General features: G+C 41.7%; 18 protein-coding genes. 15 read left to right on the top strand and 3 right to left on the bottom strand.

The window, feature by feature from the left end; all coding sequences use genetic code 11:
- Nucleotides 1–16 precede the first annotated feature (16 nt).
- From K2W90_05140 to K2W90_05110, 7 genes are all read left to right on the top strand, one after another.
- Nucleotides 17–1,423: a class I SAM-dependent methyltransferase gene (locus K2W90_05140; GenBank protein MBY0353722.1), complete on the top strand. Its 1,407-nt coding sequence runs from the start codon at nucleotides 17–19 to the stop codon at nucleotides 1,421–1,423.
- A 9-nt stretch (nucleotides 1,424–1,432) separates the two neighbouring features.
- Complete coding sequence (locus K2W90_05135) at nucleotides 1,433–2,500, top strand: glycosyltransferase (GenBank protein ID MBY0353721.1); 1,068 nt, start codon at nucleotides 1,433–1,435, stop codon at nucleotides 2,498–2,500.
- Between the two features lie 2 nt (nucleotides 2,501–2,502).
- Entirely contained in the window at nucleotides 2,503–3,558 is a 1,056-nt protein-coding gene (locus K2W90_05130) for an SDR family NAD(P)-dependent oxidoreductase (GenBank protein ID MBY0353720.1), read from the top strand.
- Nucleotides 3,555–3,965, top strand: coding sequence for a hypothetical protein (locus tag K2W90_05125; protein ID MBY0353719.1), 411 nt, complete (start codon nucleotides 3,555–3,557; stop codon nucleotides 3,963–3,965). Before K2W90_05130 ends, K2W90_05125 begins: the two co-directional genes overlap by 4 nt.
- 83 nt (nucleotides 3,966–4,048) lie before the next feature.
- Nucleotides 4,049–4,423: a hypothetical protein gene (locus tag K2W90_05120; GenBank protein ID MBY0353718.1), complete on the top strand. Its 375-nt coding sequence runs from the start codon at nucleotides 4,049–4,051 to the stop codon at nucleotides 4,421–4,423.
- Between the two features lie 43 nt (nucleotides 4,424–4,466).
- Nucleotides 4,467–5,150, top strand: a complete 684-nt coding sequence (locus K2W90_05115) for a hypothetical protein (GenBank protein MBY0353717.1) — start codon at nucleotides 4,467–4,469, stop codon at nucleotides 5,148–5,150.
- Between the two features lie 24 nt (nucleotides 5,151–5,174).
- Entirely contained in the window at nucleotides 5,175–6,239 is a 1,065-nt protein-coding gene (locus K2W90_05110; protein MBY0353716.1) for a hypothetical protein, read from the top strand.
- A 55-nt stretch (nucleotides 6,240–6,294) separates the two neighbouring features.
- Here K2W90_05110 and K2W90_05105 read toward each other — a convergent pair whose 3' ends face one another.
- Nucleotides 6,295–6,492 carry a hypothetical protein gene (locus K2W90_05105; GenBank protein ID MBY0353715.1) on the bottom strand — a complete coding sequence of 66 codons (198 nt, stop codon included), beginning with the start codon at nucleotides 6,490–6,492 and terminating at the stop codon, nucleotides 6,295–6,297.
- A 346-nt stretch (nucleotides 6,493–6,838) separates the two neighbouring features.
- Between K2W90_05105 and K2W90_05100 the strand changes: the two genes are divergently transcribed.
- The 8 genes from K2W90_05100 to K2W90_05065 all read left to right on the top strand — a co-directional run bounded on the left by K2W90_05100 (nucleotide 6,839) and on the right by K2W90_05065 (nucleotide 15,720).
- Nucleotides 6,839–7,804: an ankyrin repeat domain-containing protein gene (locus tag K2W90_05100; GenBank protein ID MBY0353714.1), complete on the top strand. Its 966-nt coding sequence runs from the start codon at nucleotides 6,839–6,841 to the stop codon at nucleotides 7,802–7,804.
- An 87-nt stretch (nucleotides 7,805–7,891) separates the two neighbouring features.
- Entirely contained in the window at nucleotides 7,892–8,725 is an 834-nt protein-coding gene (locus K2W90_05095) for a class I SAM-dependent methyltransferase (protein ID MBY0353713.1), read from the top strand.
- A gap of 5 nt (nucleotides 8,726–8,730) precedes the next feature.
- The gene (locus tag K2W90_05090; GenBank protein MBY0353712.1) at nucleotides 8,731–9,159 is read left to right on the top strand and encodes a hypothetical protein; all 429 of its coding nucleotides are present in this window, start codon (nucleotides 8,731–8,733) and stop codon (nucleotides 9,157–9,159) included.
- The gene (locus tag K2W90_05085) at nucleotides 9,156–10,292 is read left to right on the top strand and encodes a DegT/DnrJ/EryC1/StrS family aminotransferase (GenBank protein ID MBY0353711.1); all 1,137 of its coding nucleotides are present in this window, start codon (nucleotides 9,156–9,158) and stop codon (nucleotides 10,290–10,292) included. Before K2W90_05090 ends, K2W90_05085 begins: the two co-directional genes overlap by 4 nt.
- Entirely contained in the window at nucleotides 10,289–11,056 is a 768-nt protein-coding gene (locus tag K2W90_05080) for a methyltransferase domain-containing protein (protein ID MBY0353710.1), read from the top strand. The genes K2W90_05085 and K2W90_05080 overlap by 4 nt, the downstream gene beginning before the upstream one ends.
- A 211-nt stretch (nucleotides 11,057–11,267) precedes the next feature.
- On the top strand, nucleotides 11,268–12,443 hold the full coding sequence (locus tag K2W90_05075; GenBank protein MBY0353709.1) for a glycosyltransferase family 4 protein: 1,176 nt from the start codon (nucleotides 11,268–11,270) through the stop codon (nucleotides 12,441–12,443).
- Nucleotides 12,444–12,448: 5 nt separating this feature from the next.
- Nucleotides 12,449–13,372 carry a glycosyltransferase gene (locus K2W90_05070; protein ID MBY0353708.1) on the top strand — a complete coding sequence of 308 codons (924 nt, stop codon included), beginning with the start codon at nucleotides 12,449–12,451 and terminating at the stop codon, nucleotides 13,370–13,372.
- A gap of 89 nt (nucleotides 13,373–13,461) precedes the next feature.
- Nucleotides 13,462–15,720, top strand: coding sequence for a hypothetical protein (locus K2W90_05065; protein MBY0353707.1), 2,259 nt, complete (start codon nucleotides 13,462–13,464; stop codon nucleotides 15,718–15,720).
- Here K2W90_05065 and K2W90_05060 read toward each other — a convergent pair.
- Entirely contained in the window at nucleotides 15,686–17,407 is a 1,722-nt protein-coding gene (locus K2W90_05060) for a glycosyltransferase family 39 protein (GenBank protein MBY0353706.1), read from the bottom strand. The genes K2W90_05065 and K2W90_05060 overlap by 35 nt on opposite strands.
- Nucleotides 17,404–19,059 (bottom strand): hypothetical protein, encoded by a 1,656-nt coding sequence (locus K2W90_05055; GenBank protein ID MBY0353705.1) that lies wholly within the window; start codon nucleotides 19,057–19,059, stop codon nucleotides 17,404–17,406. Before K2W90_05055 ends, K2W90_05060 begins: the two co-directional genes overlap by 4 nt.
- Between the last annotated feature and the right edge of the window lie 2 nt (nucleotides 19,060–19,061).

The following is a 19,061-nucleotide window of genomic DNA, read 5'->3' as shown; positions in this document are numbered from 1 at the left end:
TTACGTTAGGAAAAAAATGATTTCCTCACAACACAGGCGTCTTATTGGCCATGATGCTCAAGGCACGGTGTATGACGCTGAGTATCAGGTAATAAGAAAAATTGATAGTTCTTACTGGCCAGAAGCGCAATCATTGTTGCAACAGTACCAGCAGCATAATTTAGAAAAAATAGGTATTGTCAAAACACAACAAGCTGATGATGTTGGCTGTCTGAGCCATGAAAAGCAAGCCATCTCATATTCAAGTGAGTGGGCAGTTAGTGCCTTCAAAGATGCTGCACGTTTTCACGTGCAGCTCTTTTTGGATTTAGATGCTTATGGTTTAACCCTCAAAGATGCCTTGCCAGAAAATATTTTGTTTGATGGTACTAAGCCAGTCTTTGTTGATTTTTTATCGATAATCAAAAAAGAGAATCGAGCAAAAGAAGCGTGGTATAAAGAAATAGATCCTCAAGGAAAAGGATTTAATTACGTCATTTTTGAAAAGATGTTTTTACCTCATATTCTCTTTCCGTTGATTGTTATGAGCAGGAAAGATTACGCAAAAGCGCGCCAGCTCTTGTGGCATAACGCGTGCAATCGAGGTAATCCTGTAACAACCTGGCATGATGTGGTGTGTATGCAGGGTTCTTTCTCAAAAGTACAAACAGTTTTGCAGACCGCTCGCTTGTACTATTCTGTTGCGCAGGCCGAACGCAAGTCGTTTACAGATTGTTGTCGTGATGTGTTGGCTTTGATTCAAGAGCTTGATGTAGCACCGCGCAATGGCAGCTATGTTGCTTATTACGAAAGCAAAAAAGAGAATTTTTCTTTTGATAATCAAACTGAATGGAAAGAAAAGCAAAGAGGTGTGTATAACGTTTTGCAGCAGTACAAGCCGCAAAGTGTGTTAGATTTGGGTGCCAATACGGGCTGGTTTTCTATCTTGGCTGCCAAGCTTGGTGCCAACGTTATTGCAACGGATATCGACGAATCATGTGTTGATTTCTTATATCGCTTTGCAATGGGAGAGGGGCTTAATATTCTTTCGCTCTTTTTATCATTCCAGGATTTGTCGCGTTTTGCTTTTGGTTCTGAGCAGCATGATACACCGCTTTTTTTACCGGCCCACGATCGATTGCAGTCTGATGTTGTACTGTGTCTGGGCTTAGTGCATCATTTAGTTTTAGGCATGAATGAAAATATTGAGCAGGTGATGCGTGTGTTGGGGCTGTTAACCAAGAAAGTGCTGGTGCTTGAGTTTGTTGACTTGAATGATCAGTTGATTACAACAGATCCTGGCTTTTTTGGTCATTTGTTGCAGCATTCCCCAAAAACATACAGCCTAGAACGTGTGCTTGAAGTTAGTAAGAAATTTTTTGCGCGTGCAACGCTTCTGCCCTCGCATCCCGAAACTCGCCAGTTGATTGTTTTTGAAAAGTAAGGAGTTGTCATGACCACTGATCCAAAAATTTCTCTTTTAGTGCCTACTCATAATCGCGCAGCATCGCTTAAACGGCTTCTTGAGAGTATCTTTAGTCATGCTAGCAAGGTTTCGTATGAAGTAGTAGTGGTTGATAACAATTCAAAAGATCAGACTAAAGAATTAGTCCATAGTTATAGCGATCGTGTACGCTATGTCTTTGAGGGCAATACCTCATTTACGCGGGCGCGCCACACTGGTGCTCAGCATGCGCGTGGGCAGATTATGGTCTACCTTGATGATGATGTCATTGTGCATGCAGGTACGCTTGAAGCAATCGAAGAAATTTTTGATAAACATCCAGCGTGTGCTGTTGCTGGTGGTAAAATTTTACCTCATTTTGAGCAAGAGCCGCCGCAATGGGTTCTTGATTTACAAAGTAGTTTTAACGGTCTTTCGTTGTACAATTTGGGTAATCAAGAAAAAGAAGTTGACGCGGTTCCTGGGCCAATCATGGCAATTCGCAAATCGGTATACCAAGAAATTGGTGGCTTTCCGCCAGACACGGTGGGCGTAGAGACTAATGTTGCTGAAAAGACTTTTAAAAAATTATATGTTGGGCCCGGTGATTATGGTTTTTGTCGGCGTTGCAAAACGCATGGCTATAAAATTTTTTATTCGCCAAACATAATTGTAGAGCATGTCATACCGCCATATCGCTTGACGCAAGAGTTTTGGATGTCGCGCATGGTTGGCGAAGGGCACTGTGGTGCGCTTACACGCATCAATATGGAAGAGTTTAAGATGCAGGGCGCGCAAAAAGCATTGCGCGAATTTGAAAATATTCGCTGTCTGACCAAGTACTATATTAAGTCAAAAATGCAGCGTTTGCGTGGTGCAACGGCACCCTTGCTACCTGATGAACTATGGTTTCATTACTATGCTTCTATGCTCAAGATGCAGGGTGTATTGCATAAAAGTCCAGGGCTTGCAGCTTATTTGTGGGATTTGGGGTTGCAAGGAGTTGCCGATAAAAATTTTGACTCTGTGCTTAAAGAATTGCCAAAAGCATATCAAAAGCTTGCTTTTAAGGGGTAGTGATGAAGATTTTAGTAACGGGTGGGGCAGGGTTTATTGGCTGCAATGTGGTAAAACATTTTGCGCAGCAAGGACACGAAGTTTTTGTTATCGACAACCTTTCACGCCAAACAGCGCTTATCAATATTCGTTGGATGCGTGAAAATATTGTGTTTAATTTTACGCAGCTTGATATTACTGACCGTGAAGGACTAGAAGCTTATTTTAAAGGGCGTACGTTTGATGCGGTTATTCATTTGGCTGCTCAAGTTGCCGTAACTACTTCGGTTCAAGATCCGCGCCATGATTTTTATGTTAATGCGTTGGGTACGTTTAATATTTTGGAATGTGTGCGTTTGTTTACGCCTGAAGCCGTTTTTATTAATGCTTCAACCAATAAAGTTTATGGCAAAATTGACGAGCAACATTTAGTTGAAGATGAGTGGCGCTATCGTTCTGCTGATCCGTTGTACAAAGGTGTGAACGAAGCTCAGTCATTAGAGTTTTTCTCGCCATACGGTTGTTCAAAAGGTACTGCCGACCAATATACGCTTGATTACGCGCGCATTTATGGGCTTAAAACGATTACCGTGCGCCAGTCGTGCATTTATGGCCCGCATCAATTTGGGGTTGAAGATCAAGGTTGGATTGCCTGGTTTATTATTGCTCATTTGCAAAAAAAGCCAATTACTATCTATGGCAATGGTAAGCAAGTGCGCGATGTTTTGTATGTTTCTGATTTGGTGAATTTCTATGAACGCGCCATCATAAATATCGAAAAAGTTAAGGGTCTTGCGTTTAATATGGGTGGTGGGCAAGAAAATTCATTATCGTTATTACAATTCTTTGATGTACTGAAGAACTTTACGGGTGAAAAAATTGTCTATTCTTTTGATGAGTGGCGGCCTGGCGACCAGTTGATGTTTGTTTCAGACAACACGCGCGCCGAGACCCTTTTGGGCTTTAAACCCCAGATTTCTAGCGAGCAAGGTATAGCAAAAATTTATGCATGGTTAAAAGATTATTATCACCTTGAAAGCCTGCCTAGTGCTGTAGCTGTAAGTGAGAATTTTTTATGAAAAAATATATTTTGTTCGGTGTATTCTTTTTTTCCAGCACCCTGTTTTCAGCTGGTCAGGGGCTACGAGATAGCGAGTTGGTATATAGCTACTTTGATTCAGAAGCAAGCGATATAAATGGCTGGACTGACTTGCATCATGCGGTGAATAATTGTGATCTAGAGCGTGTTATTGTTTTGCTTAATCAAGGCGCGCACATGTTTGCTGCAACCAACAAAAAAGAAACACCGCTTGCCATTGCCAAGCGTAAGCAAAAAGATTTGATTGAGTGGTCTGATGGGACCGATTATGACGATAAAGCGTTTCTAGATTATGATCGTATTATTGAGCTATTGGTTGAGCATGCTGGTCGCAGAGTAGCGTTGTATCAAAAACAGGCTGCCTGCGCTGGATCACAAAAAAAATAATGATATGTTTTTTCTTAAAAAACATTATTCTGCGAATTAGTTTATGTATTATGTTGTAAAATTTTTATTCATGAGGCTTACGAATGAAAAAATGTGTCTTGCTTTTAACATTACTGACCCTTGGTAACGATCTTTTGGCTACTTTTGAATCACCTTCTTTCCATCGCCGTCGTGGTGGTTGTGGGGTGGCTATTGGAGACCTTGAGGATATTTGGTGGCAAGGTTTATATGAAACAGCAGTCAAGGGAGATTTGAAGTCAGTTAATTTCTTTGTTAGTCAAGGCGCATTTACTGATGTAAATCTCAATGATGTGGAAAATCTTTTGAAAGTCGTTCGAGAAAAAAGAGAATCTCTGTCTGTTTATGATAACAATAACGACCAATTTCTTGCTGCTTACAAAGATATTGTAGAGCTTTTGGTTAGTCATATAGATTTTTTACAAAATTCTATGAATTAGTTTAGATAGTATTTTTTAAAATTTTTATTCATAAGGTTTGCGCATGAAAAAGTGTGTCTTTTTTTTAGCATTACTTACTGTAGGGAACTCTCTTTCTGCCGCTTCTTCTGCTCCTGCAAAAGTTAAAAAAGTTCATCCTCACAGCGGCGCAGGTGTGGCCGTTGGCGATAATATGTCTTTTGATCAAACGGGCTGGCAAAATTTGTGTCGAGCGGCTATAAATGGTGATTTAACGCAGGTTATTGCGTGCGTTGGTAAAGGTGCATTGATGCATGTAAGTCTAGACAAAGTCCAAGACCTTTTGACTAACGTTCGAAAAGAACAAGTGGCTCATGTCACTCATGAACCTAGAGCTTGTGATAACTATGATCGTATTATAGGTCTGCTGAACAGGCAAGTAGATTTTTTAAAGAGTCCTGCTTCGGTTGGTAGTACAGATTGGCAACAGTTGTGTTCTGCTGCGTTGTCAGGTGATTTGCTCAACGTAGGGTATTGGTTGGTGCAAGGTGCATTTAAGCAAGAAATGCTTTCTTTTGTTGGTCTTCTTTTGAGTAAAATTAAGCAGCAGCAATTGGCATTAATTCAAGGTTCTAACGGTATAGATTATGACCATCAACGTTTTAATGATTATGAGCGAATTATAGAGGTACTTATTGTACATGCAAATCTACTAAGTAAGAATCTTCCTAACCGTAGTGGCATGCGTTACCCTCGAGCACGTCTATAATTTAAAGAATTTAATGGCGTACATATGAACAACGTTATTGTTGCTTGGTGCGCAGAAAACGAAACAACATTCGAGCGGCATGTGCCGCTCGTTTTTGTTGGTAAGCGTAACCAGCACTTGGGCTATTCCAACGATATTTCGATTGTCTTTTTACAGGGCTTTGAACTTTTAAGCCAGGCTTATAAAGCTGAGTTGCAAGAGCTTGGCTTTACGCTGCATAATGCCAACAATGCGTATCAAGCGTACGCCCAGCGCTATGCGCAGTTAGACCGGTTTGGCGATTACGAAAAAAAATGCTTTTTGCGCTGGTTGGTGATGCGCGATTTATTTAATAATGAGCCCGTTATTCATTACGACGGCGATATTGTTTTTAATGAAGATCCAAAAATTATCGCAACCAAAGTTGCCGGCACCACGTTTGTTTTGCAAGGCTGCCCTGCGTTTACGGTGATTAGTGATAGTAATTGGTTTGCACAGTACCAAGAACAGCTAGATTGTTTTGTTGCCAATATCGACGTGTATTCTGAGCAGGCTTGGCAAGAGCGCCATGGTTGGGAAGTAAGTTTTAAAACGCGGTGGGCAGGTTCGCGCTTTCGCCAAATTATTACCAGCGACCAAGATTTGATTTCGCATCTCATTCATACGCGCCAGCTGGTGCAGCAGCCTGTTGAAGATGTTTATATGCGCTTACAGGATTATCTTTTGTTTGAAAATCCACTGTTAATTAATTTTTATGACGATTGCTTTCCGTATCAGTATTCACGCAAAAATGGCGTAGACTACTTTTCGTACGCGCGTGAAGATGCCCAACACGCAGTGTACACCAAGCGCATACTCTTTTGGCACATGCAGTCGTGCTTCAACTTTTATTTAGCAAAATATTTGCTACGAAAAAAATTGGTAGTGCCGCTGGGTAGACTAGCGCTTGATCTTGAAAATCAGACGCTTGAAGGTCGTGCGAACAAATTATTAAAACGATTTTTGCAGCATGACACTCGTTTGAGTGTCTACCAGTACTTTTTTGCGCAAGCAGATTTTTCGCAAGTATTTTCTGATAAGATTTGGTGGAAGAGGGGAATTTTTAGGTAAAAAAAAACCCAGGCAAAAAGCCCAGGTTCTTTTTTAAAGTTAACCAAAATAGGTTTTAGTAGGAAACTTCGCTGCTGCCTTCTTCAGGAGTAGAGACTGGCTCTTCTACTGGAGGCAGAATTTCTTCTGGTGTTTCATATGTTGGTGCTTCGTAAGTTTCTTCGCCTTCTGCAAAAAGATTACTTGAAGCGACACACAACACAACTGATAACATCATCAAACCTAGAAGATTATTTTTAGTTCTTTTCTTCATAAGTTTTTCTCCTCTAAAAAGTACGAGGTTGAACTTATACTGCTAGAGCAATCTGCTCTATTCTACTACTAGTTTACTAATAGAAAATAATAAAGTCAACATGTTTGCAAATAGAAAAGATCAAGAGGGCCAGAAATGGCTTATTTGGGCTAAAATGCCTGTTTAAAGCCCTAATTTTTGCATTGCTTCTTGGTGGGGTGCGGCCTGCTAGCCTAGCAAAAATCGCATATTTTGAAGAAATATGCCATAAATTGAAATTGACAGAAATTTTTGGGTGAACCATACTCCTGACCACGGGTTAAAATAACCCTAAAATTAATGTTTTTTGATGTTTTTTGGTGTATTTATGAAAAAAAATAAACGCTATTGTTTGATATCTTTACTTGTTTTTGAAACCTTCTTCTCGGTTGGCAGGGCCGATACTGGCTTTTTGTCAGACTATCATTGGGGCTGTCAAGGATTGTCATTGGCCAACCAAGAGTATGAATTATTTGAAGCTGAAGAAGAAGAGAGCTTTTTATTGCACCGTCTTGCTTGTGAGGGAACGCTGCAAGATATTGAGGCCTTTTTTAATGAACGTAATTTTGATGAACAAGAGTGTGTTGCTGTTGTTAATCAAGCTGATGATGGTGGCCGTGGGATGACGCCCCTGCAGTGGGCTTGTTTAATGGGCAAGGCAGATATTGTTGATTTTTTGTGTGTTTTTGGAGCTGATGTTTCTATGGTCAATGGGTTTGGGTATTCTCCGGCGTACTATGCCATAGTTGCTTGTTCTTTGGCATCTTTACAAGCTCTTTTTCAGTATGGTGCGGGCATAGATTTTCGCTATGAGTGGCCCGAGATTCAAGAGCGTGAACTAGATGTTTTTTGGGAAGAAGAAGATGATTATACCTTGTTGCATTTTGCAGCACGTTCAAATGGCCCTGCAGTGCTGCAGTTTCTTGTCAAAGCTGGTTGTGATGTTCATGCCATATCAAAACAAGGTGCTACACCGTTGCACGTAGCAGTAAAGCATGGCAACCTGCGAGCCGTTAAATTCTTGGTACAAAAGTCTACTATGCTTGTAAACACGCCAGACAAAAACGGTTTAACGCCACTGTGTCATGCGCTTGAGTACAAAAGTAGTGATCGCTTTAAAAAAAGGTATACCGCTCGTTATCTTGAAATTATACGCATACTTTTGTGTGCTGGTGCAGATCTTACCATGATTGTTCCTGATAAAAATGTTTCGTTGTTGGCTTATGGCCTTGATCATGAAAACCCGACCTTACGAACAATATTCCAATCGTTTGTGCAAGCAAACCCTGCGTAAATAATTTTGTGACGGTGTGTGCTCTTTTTTTTTATAGCCATTTGCGCTACGCTGGTTGCTACAAAAATAAAAAGAGGAGTAATGAAGATGGAAAATCACAAGGTAGAAAATATTGGTTGTAGTACCGTTTTTTCTTGGGATCCAAAAGATTTTGATCAGTTACTTAAAAGTTGTGATGTCGATGATGAAGTTGCTATCACACTCAAATATTTACCGGCAAAAAATTTAAAAATTTTAGAAGCAGGTTGTGGCATTGGCCGCGTTTCAAAGTATCTTGATGGTAAAGGTTTTAGCAATTTAGAAAGCATTGAGATCAACCCTGCGCCCGTTGCGTGGCTTAACAAAACATTTCCAGCCCTCAAGGTGGTGCAGGGCGATCTGCTTAATATGCCGTATCCTGAAAATTCATTTGATGTAGTATTGAGTTACGGCGTGGTGGAGCATTTTCCGCAAGGCCCAGACCAGGCAATGGAAGCCATGTTCAAAATTTTAAAGCCGGGCGGTACGCTGGTTATTACCGTACCCAGCTACAATTATGTGCGGCGTGCAACGTACTGGCTCAAAAAAATTGACCCGCGCATGTGGGGTTGGTTGCGTGCGTTGTGCGGTAAGAAAAAGCTGGTAGCCAACGGCAAAAAATTTGGGTACTACATTGACCCGCAACATGGCAAATTTTTTGAATACCGTTTTACCAAACGCCAGTTTGAGCGTGTGTGTATCCGTGCCGGTTTTGAAATTATTGAAAGTAAACCAATTGCGCATGTTGACGGTCTGTTACATTGTTTTGGTGCGCCGCTGGTTACGTTCAACAATTGGGAATTTAAGATGAGCAAGCTTGGTGCGTGTTTAAATTGGCTCTTTACCAAAATCCCATTTTTTCATAATCACATGCAGGCATGTGTTTTAAAAAAGCCTGAGTAATTATCATGATTGAACACATTATGCATAACGACCTGCTGCTTGCTATCATTGTACGGCAGGAGTACGGTACGCCTGGTATTTCTTTTTTAACCCCCGACAATTTTTCACAACAGCTCGGGTACATGCAACACCAGGCTGGGCATGAAATTAAAGCGCACGTTCACAACGAGGTTAAGCGCGAGGTGGTGCACACCAAAGAGGTTCTTTTTATCCGCAAAGGCGTTTTGCGTGCCGATTTTTATCATGAAGATGGTGTGTATGCCGAAAGCAGGTTGCTGCGAGCTGGCGATGTTGTTTTGCTAGCGCGTGGTGGGCATGGTTTTAGAGTTATTGAAGATGTTGAAATGTTTGAAGTCAAGCAAGGGCCTTATGCAGGATTGGGTGACAAGACCATTATTGCAAAGGTTGATGAGCACGATTTGAGGATGACATGATGCAGGTTCAAGCGGCCAAGCAGGCCTTTGTTCCCGTCAATGAGCCGCTGCTCAATGGGAATGAAAAAAAATATTTAAATGAATGTATTGATACCGGTTGGATCTCTTCTGAAGGTCCTTTTGTTCACAAGTTTGAAGAGCTTTTTGCCGCGCGTATGCATCGCAAACATGGCATTGCGGTTGCCAACGGTACTGCTGCGCTTGAAGTTGCGGTACGCGCGCTAGAGCTTGAGCCAGGCAGTCAGATTATTATGCCAACGTTTACCATAATTTCTTGTGCTATTGCTGCCGTGCGTGCGGGCTGCCAGCCCGTATTTGTGGATGCTGATGCGCAGACCTGGAACATGAACGTTGCGGCTATTGAACAAAAGATTACCCCGCGCACCAAAGCAATTATGGTGGTGCACATTTACGGCCTGCCAACAGACATGGAGCCGGTACTTGAGTTGGCAAAAAAATATGACTTAAAAATTATTGAAGATGCTGCACAAGCGATTGGGCAGACGTACAACGACAAGCCGTGCGGCAGTTTTGGTGATATCAGCATTGTGAGTTTTTACCCCAACAAGCATGTTACCACCGGCGAGGGTGGTATGGTAATGACTGATGATGACCACCTGGCCGAGCGTTCACGTTCACTGCGTAACTTGTGTTTTAAAAAAGAGCGGCGTTATGTGCATGACGAGCTTGGTTATAACTATCGCATGACCAATTTGCAAGCGGCAGTTGGTGTGGCACAGCTTGAACAGCTTGATCTCTTTCTTAAAAAAAAGCGTTTGATTGGGCAATTTTATACCACGCATTTGCGCCGTATTGGCTATCTTGAGCTGCCGCTTGAGCGTACGCCCTACGCTGACAATCTGTACTGGGTTTATGGCATAGTACTCAAAGATTCGGTTTCGTTTGATGCCTTTGAGATGATGAAGCTGCTTGAGCAGCGTGGCATTGGCACGCGAGCATTTTTTTGGGGGTTGCATGAGCAGCCGGTTTTTACGCAGCACGAAGCTTGTGTTGAACAATTTCCCGTTGCGCAGCGTTTAGCGCGTCGCGGTTTGTATATCCCCAGCGGCATAGCAATTACCCAAGAGCAGATGGATCGCGTGGTGCAGGCAATTAAGGAGATTTTTTCATGAGCGTTTTTGGGGCTTATGCGCAGTATTATGACGCGCTGTATCACGATAAAAATTATCAAGCCGAGACGGCCTACCTTGATGCGTTAATAAAAAAATTTGCCCCACAAGCTTGTTCAATTCTTGAGCTGGGTTGTGGGACTGGTCGGCATGCTTTGGAGCTGGCACAAAAGGGCTATGCGGTGCATGGCATTGATATTAGCCAGGAGATGCTTACGCAGGCCCAGGCGCTGCGCGTTGCCAACTCGGCATACGAAAAACAACTCTCTTTTTCTCATGCAGATTTGCGCACGGTTCGGTTAGAAAAAAAATTTGATGTGGTTGCCTCACTCTTTCATGTCATGAGCTATCAAACAACCGATTGCGATTTGCGTGCGGCTTTCCAAACAGCAGCAGCACACCTGAATGCTGGTGGTTTGTTTATTTTTGATTTTTGGTATGGACCTGCCGTGTTAACGCAAGGCTCTCAGGTGCGCGTGAAGCGCATAGAAACTGAATGTGTCAAAGTCACGCGCGTTGCCGAGCCTGAAAGCCAAGAAGCAGCAAACTGTGTAAACGTAAACTTTACTATTTTTGTTCATGACAAAAAAGATAATACTACGACCGAGCTGCATGAAAAACATGCCATGCGCTATTTATTTAAGCCTGAAGTTGAAGCGCTTTTTGCGCAGTATGGCTTTGAATGCGTGGCATTTGAAGAGTGGTTAACGGGCAAGCAACAGGTAAGTAGCTCGTGGGGCGTGTGTGCGGTTGGGCGGAAGTTGTAGGAAGGTTTGATTCCAGCAATCTGATGTTGCAAGTTTTAAGTAGGATCTTCTCTCCCGTTCTCCCTGAGGAATCCGTCGTAGCTCGAAGAGCGAAGTCGGATGTCTCGAAGGGTTGTTTCATTGACAAAATTTTGCCCTTCGAGACGCCCTACGGGCTCCTCAGGGAGGACGGGGTAGGGTGTAAGCGAAAGATTAATATGAAAGTTAAACAATGAAAGTAGGTGTTTATTTTGGTGGTGCTTTGGCTGATCCGCAGTCAGGCGGTGGTTACACCTTTCAGTATTCATTGCTGCAGGCAATTAAGCGCAGTAACAGTGGCCATGAGTTTGTTATTTTAGATTCATTGCAAAAAAATCTGAGTAGGCCAACCGATTCGTTAATCAAAAAAGCATTGCTCAAATGTTTACGTTATCGCGATGCGCGGCAGGTGCAAAAAAATTATAAAACATTCTTAAATCGTGCAGTTCTTGAAAACGGTATTGATATGGTCTGGTTTGTAACACCTGCCCATCAATGTGTTGAGGTGCCGTATTTGTACACAGTGTGGGACTTGCAGCACCGCCATCAATCTTTTTTTCCTGAAGTCAGTGTTACTGGCAGTACCTTTGAAGAACGTGAGCAGCATTATGCGCGCGTAATTCCTAGAGCTGCGTATGTGTTGGCGGGCAATGAAACGGCAAAACAAGAAGTGATGCGCTTTTATGGCATGTCTGAACAACGCGTTGAAACACTTGAGTTGCCAACGCCAGACTTTGTGTTGAACCAAACGTTTGAGCCGATTGATGTGGTAGAAAAATATGGTATTAAAAAACCTTATATTTTTTATCCAGCGCAATTTTGGCCACATAAAAATCACATCACGTTGTTGCACGCCGTCAAGTTGCTTAAAGAGCAGGGCTGCTTGGTTGACCTGGTATTAACCGGTTCAGACAAAGGAAATTTGCTGTACGTCCAAGAAATGGTCGAAGTGCTGGGGTTGGCAGAGCAGGTTCACTTTCTTGGTTTTGTTTCAATTCCTGAGCTCGTGGCATTGTATCGCGCGGCATGCGCGCTAACCTTTGCTTCATTTTTTGGTCCCAACAATATTCCGCCGCTAGAAGCGTTTGCGCTGGGCTGCCCGGTAATAGCGGCCGATGTTGATGGCATGCGCGAGCAGCTTGGCGATGCGGCGTTATTTTTTAATCCGCGCAGTGCTGAGCAATTGGCCATGAATGTGCATGCGTTGTTAGAAAGTAATGAGTTGCGCCAGCAGTTAATTGCCAAAGGCTTGCAGCGCGCGCATAGCTGGACCTGTGATGATTATGTGAAAAAGATTATAAAAATTCTTGATGAGTTTGCGCTGGTACGCCGTTGTTGGAGCAGTAAGCAGCGCTATATTCACGGATAAAAGTTATGAAAAATCCAAAAGTTTCTGTTGTTCTTGGTTCGTACAATCGCTTGCCGTTTATCAAGTTAACGCTTGCCAGCATTCGGCGCGAAGTTGCACACATGCCGCACGAAATTATTATTGTTGACGGTGGTTCAACTGATGGCACGCTTGCTTGGCTGTGCGAACAAAAAGATGTGATTACTATTGTGCAGCACAATCGCGGGGTGTGGGCGGGCAAAGAAATTGAGCGGCGCTCGTGGGGCTATTTTATGAACCTGGCGTTTAAAGCAGCGCAGGGTGAGTATGTGTGCATGATCAGTGACGACTGTGTTTTTGTGCCCGGTGCTTTAAAAAATGGCTGTGCATATTTTGATCAGCAACGTGAAGCTGGAAACAAACTAGGTGCGCTGGCTTTTTATTGGCGCGAGTGGTCACGCGAAGAATCGTATCATGTTGGCTGTACTCTTGGTGAAAAGCTGTATGTGAACCACGGCATGTTTTTAAACAGTGCGCTTAAAGAAATTGGTTATATCGACGAAGAGACGTTCTTTTTTTACAACGGCGATGGCGACCTGTGCTTAAAACTTTGGCAGGCCGGCTATAAGGTTTTTGATGCGCCAGATTCATATGTTGAGCACTATCCACATGCCAATGTTGATGTACGCAAGACCAATTATCAAAAAATGAAAGATGATTTGAACCGCTACCTGGCCAAGTGGGAAGGGGTTTATTATGATGCCAAACTCAATAATTTGGGTAAAATTATTTCCAAAATTTATGAAGACCCTACGAATACTGGCGCATGCTTTGATTTTTTGCACCAAGAAGTGCTTGAAAAGCATCCACAGGTTGTTAAAGGCAAGTCTTTGCCCGCCAAAGCCCTGGAACGCCTGACCTGGAAGTATCGAGGGGCTTTGCGTAAAATTAATGCCCTTTTTGGGCGATAAAGGCTTATTTTTAAGCCCTTTTGACTATTTTCTAATTTTAATATACAATTAGAAAATATAATATTTAGATAGTAAAAATGGAGGTTATTATGAAAAACATAGCTAAAATTCTATTGCTATGGCTTATGACAGCCGTAGTACCAATCAATCTTTTTAGTGCTGCATCGAGTGTTTCTGCGGAAGTGGCTACGGGCCCAGCACAAGCTTTGGTAAGTTATGTCGCAGAAGATGAAAAACAACTGGCATTTCTTTTGCAAGTACTTTCAACGCGAGAACGTATTTTTGAAAACGTTTTGGGTGAGCAGCTTGCGACAAAAAATAATAAAGATGATGATGCTTGGGATGCAAATCTTGTTCAGCTTTTGCAACGACATGATATTTGTTTAACTATCATGTCTCCAGATCTTAAAAATTTGTTAGCAGAGTTTGATGCACAGATTGCAGAGCAAGGTTTTTCTTTTACTGATTTACAGGCTTTTATCTCTTTGCGCTCTCAGCTTCTTCAAAAAATGATAACATTTGCGCAAAGTTTTAATAAATTAACAGAGGCTTTTGAGGTGCTTAATAATAGTAATTGTGGTCAAGAAGCTTGTTCTTGTAGCGCGATTTTAGCATCAAAAAAAGCTACTCTCGATCGACCGGTTATAAAGGTACGCAATAAATATGAGGCGAACGCGTTAGTCTATTTTGATACTTTTATTAAGCAAGTTGAAGCAATGAAGATGCGCTACGCTCCAGATATTCTTTCGGCAGGAGTGTTTGGTGTATCGATTAAGGCAATTTTTAATTGCAGTATTGTGCGCGTGCGTGATTTTTATGAGAAAATCAACGATATCCCAGTTCCTAACCAATGTACTTGCTATCAAGGTATTACTACAAAAATTCAAAATATTTTTACTCTGTTTGATGACTTAGAACTGGCTCAAAATGCCATTTCGCAGCTTGCTGGTGAGTCGATTATTGATATTCTTGTCGGTGAAGGCGCTGCATTTTTGCGAACAAGTTATCGAAACTTATACGAAAAATTATTTGCAAGATATCAAGCTAAATCGGCGGCAATTCCAACGACAATTTTCTTGATGCACAAAATTATTGATAATTCAGATTGTTATCCTGAAGAATCTAAACTATGTGAACTTGTTTTTAAAAAATTATTAGAGCTTGAAGATATTCAGCGACAATCTGTTGCGGCTACAAAGTCTTCAGCTTCCGATAGATATTCGCGCTTGCGTTTAGAGGCGCTTAAAAAATCTTATAGCAATAGAAATAATGAGTATTGTGATTTGGTTGAAGATTCTTTTAAAGAGCCATTTTCTGAGCTCTATGAATTTTTCTATGAACTTAATCTCTGGAATTTGTCTGGAGGTAATTTTCAGATATTTGATTATAAGGTTCAGAATAAGTCTTACAAAATGATTAGTAATTTGTCTCGTGTTAAAGCTAAAATTGAGTGCTTTAGAGATTTGTTTAGCAAGGTTGTTAAACAAAATCGCCATACAGAGCACGTACGGCGGAGTTTATTAAAAGCTCAGCGAGAACTAGTGTTAAAAGAGTCTATGATTGTTGAATCGCGTGTTGAACCAAAAGCTTTTATAATCCCAAACATTGATGATTTGGTTATTTCTTTTTTGCCAGTTGCTGGAGAGGGGACATTTTCTTCACCTGAGATTTCAGGTGATTCGTCACCATCGTTTTCTGGTAGTTCGCCTGATTCTTCGTCAACAGGAATTTCGCGACAATCATCACCAAGCGGGCGAATTTCAAAGCGTATGCAATGGCAAGATGCTCGTGCGTTGTTATATTCTTTTGCTAACTACGACAGCATTGTTCATAAAGATTCACAGCATGTTGTTATTCGTCAGCAGTTAGCTTCTGGACCGTCCATGATGGTTGTTTTGTATCTGAGTAACCGGGATTTAAGTGCTATGCGTGGTCGTGATATCTCAGTTAAAAATCCAAAGAACGATAAGTTTCATAAGCTGTCACCATTTATTAAAGATTATCTTCAGTATGGTGTTGTTCCTGGCATAGAAGGTATTCATACGCAGTTTGCCAGTCAGCTTGATTTTGATCGTTTAGAAAATAGATCAGTGATTGTTCTTGAAGCAAAAATTGTTCATAACGCAAGTTATGATTATCACCAAGCTTTGCGTGATAAAGATAAAGATTTTCCTGGTTCGCACCGAGGAGCGTATGTTTTTATGTTTGATAGAGAAAGTGGTGAATGTAAGCATGCCTGTTTTCATGAAACGCTTTCGAGTCAGCAAATAAATAGCCCCCATCGTCGTGCATCATCGCCATCAACTTCTTCTTCTAGCTCATCTCCGGTATCGCCCTATCGTGATTAATTAGTAAGAATTTTTTAGTTTCAAAGTCCCATCTGATAAAGATGGGACTTTTTTTTATGTATTGCTCATCAAGCAGCAGTGTAAAGTCGGTAACAATGTTTTGTCCGTTAATTATCTTTTTTTCATGAATAATCGTTGTTCCCAAGGAATAGCCAACATGCTCTGCCAAGAAATAAACTTTTTCAGGATCAGTTGAAGTAAACCTAAAACCGCCAGATACTGGGGTGGTGGTATAATAATTTTTGTCGTGATATGCGCTGACAATGTTGGCCCACTTGGTGGGCTGCACAATGTTTGCATCAGCTTGCATAATGGCCGTTGCTGAATCAAAAAAAATGGGAATGGTGGGGTCATTTAATAATATCCAAAAGATTGCTGCATTTTGTTCGCCAAAGCCGTCGAGCGGGTGGCCAACAAAACAGAGTGCACGGTTCTTGATAGCGGGGTTTGTAACCAGCTTGTGTGTTGCTTGAGCAAGCTGATGGTGCTTTGTTGTGCGCCGTGCAAAGCTGTGCAACACAAAAAAAATATTAAAAATTACGAAACAAGAAAGTAATGTGAGCAGAGATTTTTTGAATTTGGTAAGTTTGCCGGTATAAAAAATGCAACACAGAATAAAACTGAGTAAAAAAAATGGGTAGCTTTCATAAAAATAGCGAGGGCTGTAGGGCCCGGCCAATGCCGGCCAGAGCATAAGAAGTCCACATAAAAATGCGCCGAAGACGTAACGTTTTCGCGTGTTGTGGAAAAAGAGCCAGGCGAAAAAACTGATGCAGGCAAGCAGGAGTGTACCGCGCAGCACTGGTTGTCCCCAGGGGAGCCACGAGAGACTAAAAAGGTCAAAAATAAAAACTTTGAGTTCTGGTATTTTTTTAAGGAGCCATGATGTGTTTGATGATGAGGGTGGGAGAGGAGTAAATGGGTAGAGATACAGCCGCAAAATTAGAAAGGTAACGCCGGTGCCTGCAAGGCCTGCAACCTTGCTGAGCATGGTAGGAAAGTTTTTGAGGTGGTGAATGACGCTCAATTCTTCGTAGGGATATAAGTACAAATAAGCGCCAATAAAAGCAATGCCGGGCAACACAATTGATGATTCACGCGTAAAAAGACTGAGTGCAAAAAGTGTGCAAGCAAGAGCATTGTAGCGTTGGTAATTGGTATCCAAGTACTTTTTGAACGCGAGCAGTGTGAGCAGCACGAGTGCTACGTTAACGTAGTAATGAAAGTTAACGATAGCGCCAAAGCGGTAAGCAATTTGTGGGTGTGCGGCAAATAGCAGGGCTGCTAAAAGTGCCGGGAATAAGCCGGTAAGCTTTGAAAAAATAATAAAAAGTAATGCTGTGTTAAACGCATGAAAAACAATGTTACACAAAAAATAAGGGTAGGCATTGGTACCAAAGAGCCAGTACTGTAATGTTAAAAAAATGCAGTAGAGCGGGCGGTAGTAGGTACCCAAAAAGGTGCTGCGTTCAAGTGTGCCAACTGCATTTGATGGCCCAATGCCGACGTTGGTGTGTCCCTCATAAAAAAAGTTTAAGAGATCGTGCCAGGTGGTTGTTTTGTACGCAAGAAAAAGGCCATGAAAGTCATCGCCGTTAAACCACCAGGTGGTAAATGGTATGCCAAAAATTATGATAATGCCTAAAAAGAGAATAAGTGTGATAATAGTTTTTTTATTAATGCTCATGATAAAATTTTGAACTCAGCCTTGTGGTAGTCCCACGTGATGAATATAGTGTTGTGTTTGCGTGCTTCTTCAGGAATAGGCAGCGTCGCTTGGGCATGTTTGTTGCCAGTTTCGTCAGTAAACCACAGCTTATCTTTGTGCAGTGTTTCCAGCAAAAAGCTATCTTCGTTTTTGGTAATATTCAGATAGTTTTGGTTAAGTGTTGGCACTTTTAAATAATTATCGTTACCAGCTAAACACATTTTTGCATCGCATTGATAAACGGGATATTTATTGCTGCCGGTGAGTAGCCACATTGCCTGCGCGGTGCCCATAGCAAACCAGTGCTGTGGAATACCCACAAAGCACAGTGGGCGGTTACTAAGTGTTTGATTTTGTGCGAGCGTTTGAAATGCTGAGGTAACCTGATGCAAAACACTTTCGCGCAGCGCTAGTTTATCAAATAAAAAATAGGCGTGTGTTGCAATAATCAAGCACAGTGCGTACGACACAGCTTTATAACTTTTTGGTTGGTACGAGCTTTGGTAAAATCTAAATCCAACCAGTATTGCTAATAAAAAGAACGGCAGAGCCATGTAAATATAGCGCGGTTGATAGTGCATCAACAGTGCTGGCCAGCTAAAGAGCGCGCTGCTGTAGAGCAAAAAAATCATCCATTTTTTTTCTCGATTGTGCACAAACAGCCAGGCAAGCAGTGCAAAAAAAGCAAGCAAAAGCGTGCCCTTGAAAAGTCGATTGTTGGCAGGGAGAATAGTGAAGCCGATCATGTCGACTGTGTATGTTACAAAATCTAAAACGCGACTTCTCATGCGTGCTAAAAATGATGCGAGTGTTGGTTCAAATGTTAATGAGCCAGTGTTGCTGGTGAGCGGAAACATGGACAAACGTGCGGCAACATAACCCACAACAACTAACCAATAACCAAGCGAAACACGCAAACTTTGCCAAAGACGGTTGTGCGCATTGCCCAGATACAAATAAACTGCAGGAATAATCCAGAGTGGCAGAATAATAGTTGCTTCTTTTAAAAAAAGATTTAAAGCAAAAAGCGTGCACGAAATTATATAAAATAGTATTTTTTTATGATCGAGATAGTGCTTGAGCGTTAGAATTAATAATAATAAAACGAAGAGTTCAATAAAATACGTTTGCGCGCTAATCCAACCAAGCCAGTTCCACAAGCTGGGATGAAAAGCAAAAAAGGCTGCTGCTAAAAAGGCAGAGAGTGTGCCAACAATTGGGATAAAAATATTAAACAGTAGGACGCTGTTGAGTGCATGAAAAATAATGGTTGTTAAAAAATAGCCGTAGGGGTTGGTGCCAAAAAGTAAGAACTGAAGGTAATAATAAATAAACGAAACTGGGCGGTACAGACCGGCAAAAAATGCTTGTTGGTACGACGAGCTGTTGGACGCATGATTAAAGCGCTCCATGTTGCCTTCGGTAAAGAAATGTATCATGTTTTTGAAGTTGTTAATTTTGCAATGATAAATATTCCCAAAGTCGTCTGTTTTAAAGCCCCAGTTGGTAAAGGGTAGTCCAAGGATGCTTATTGTTAGCACAAAAAGCAAGAGAGAAAGCAGGGCTGTTTGTTGCTTTTTGTGAGGCGCAAGCTTTGTATCTATTTCTTGCATTGAGATAATTGGCAACATGG

Source organism: Candidatus Babeliales bacterium (assembly GCA_019749895.1).
In the GTDB taxonomy this organism is placed as follows: Bacteria; Babelota; Babeliae; order Babelales; family RVW-14; genus AaIE-18.
The sequence above is the reverse complement of the archived record's forward strand: the minus strand, read 5'-3'. Positions and strand labels throughout refer to the sequence as shown.

Excerpts from the sequence above, each read along its gene's own strand:
- K2W90_05115 (MBY0353717.1), top strand. The coding sequence starts at position 4,467 with ATGAAAAAGTGTGTCTTTTTTTTAGCATTACTTACTGTAGGGAACTCT.
- K2W90_05140 (MBY0353722.1), top strand. The coding sequence starts at position 17 with ATGATTTCCTCACAACACAGGCGTCTTATTGGCCATGATGCTCAAGGC.
- K2W90_05110 (MBY0353716.1), top strand. The coding sequence starts at position 5,175 with ATGAACAACGTTATTGTTGCTTGGTGCGCAGAAAACGAAACAACATTC.
- K2W90_05120 (MBY0353718.1), top strand. The coding sequence starts at position 4,049 with ATGAAAAAATGTGTCTTGCTTTTAACATTACTGACCCTTGGTAACGAT.
- K2W90_05125 (MBY0353719.1), top strand. The coding sequence starts at position 3,555 with ATGAAAAAATATATTTTGTTCGGTGTATTCTTTTTTTCCAGCACCCTG.
- K2W90_05060 (MBY0353706.1), bottom strand. The coding sequence starts at position 17,407 with ATGAGCATTAATAAAAAAACTATTATCACACTTATTCTCTTTTTAGGC.
- K2W90_05065 (MBY0353707.1), top strand. The coding sequence starts at position 13,462 with ATGAAAAACATAGCTAAAATTCTATTGCTATGGCTTATGACAGCCGTA.
- K2W90_05070 (MBY0353708.1), top strand. The coding sequence starts at position 12,449 with ATGAAAAATCCAAAAGTTTCTGTTGTTCTTGGTTCGTACAATCGCTTG.
- K2W90_05105 (MBY0353715.1), bottom strand. The coding sequence starts at position 6,492 with ATGAAGAAAAGAACTAAAAATAATCTTCTAGGTTTGATGATGTTATCA.
- K2W90_05075 (MBY0353709.1), top strand. The coding sequence starts at position 11,268 with ATGAAAGTAGGTGTTTATTTTGGTGGTGCTTTGGCTGATCCGCAGTCA.
- K2W90_05090 (MBY0353712.1), top strand. The coding sequence starts at position 8,731 with ATGATTGAACACATTATGCATAACGACCTGCTGCTTGCTATCATTGTA.
- K2W90_05055 (MBY0353705.1), bottom strand. The coding sequence starts at position 19,059 with ATGTTGCCAATTATCTCAATGCAAGAAATAGATACAAAGCTTGCGCCT.
- K2W90_05085 (MBY0353711.1), top strand. The coding sequence starts at position 9,156 with ATGATGCAGGTTCAAGCGGCCAAGCAGGCCTTTGTTCCCGTCAATGAG.
- K2W90_05080 (MBY0353710.1), top strand. The coding sequence starts at position 10,289 with ATGAGCGTTTTTGGGGCTTATGCGCAGTATTATGACGCGCTGTATCAC.
- K2W90_05130 (MBY0353720.1), top strand. The coding sequence starts at position 2,503 with ATGAAGATTTTAGTAACGGGTGGGGCAGGGTTTATTGGCTGCAATGTG.
- K2W90_05135 (MBY0353721.1), top strand. The coding sequence starts at position 1,433 with ATGACCACTGATCCAAAAATTTCTCTTTTAGTGCCTACTCATAATCGC.
- K2W90_05095 (MBY0353713.1), top strand. The coding sequence starts at position 7,892 with ATGGAAAATCACAAGGTAGAAAATATTGGTTGTAGTACCGTTTTTTCT.
- K2W90_05100 (MBY0353714.1), top strand. The coding sequence starts at position 6,839 with ATGAAAAAAAATAAACGCTATTGTTTGATATCTTTACTTGTTTTTGAA.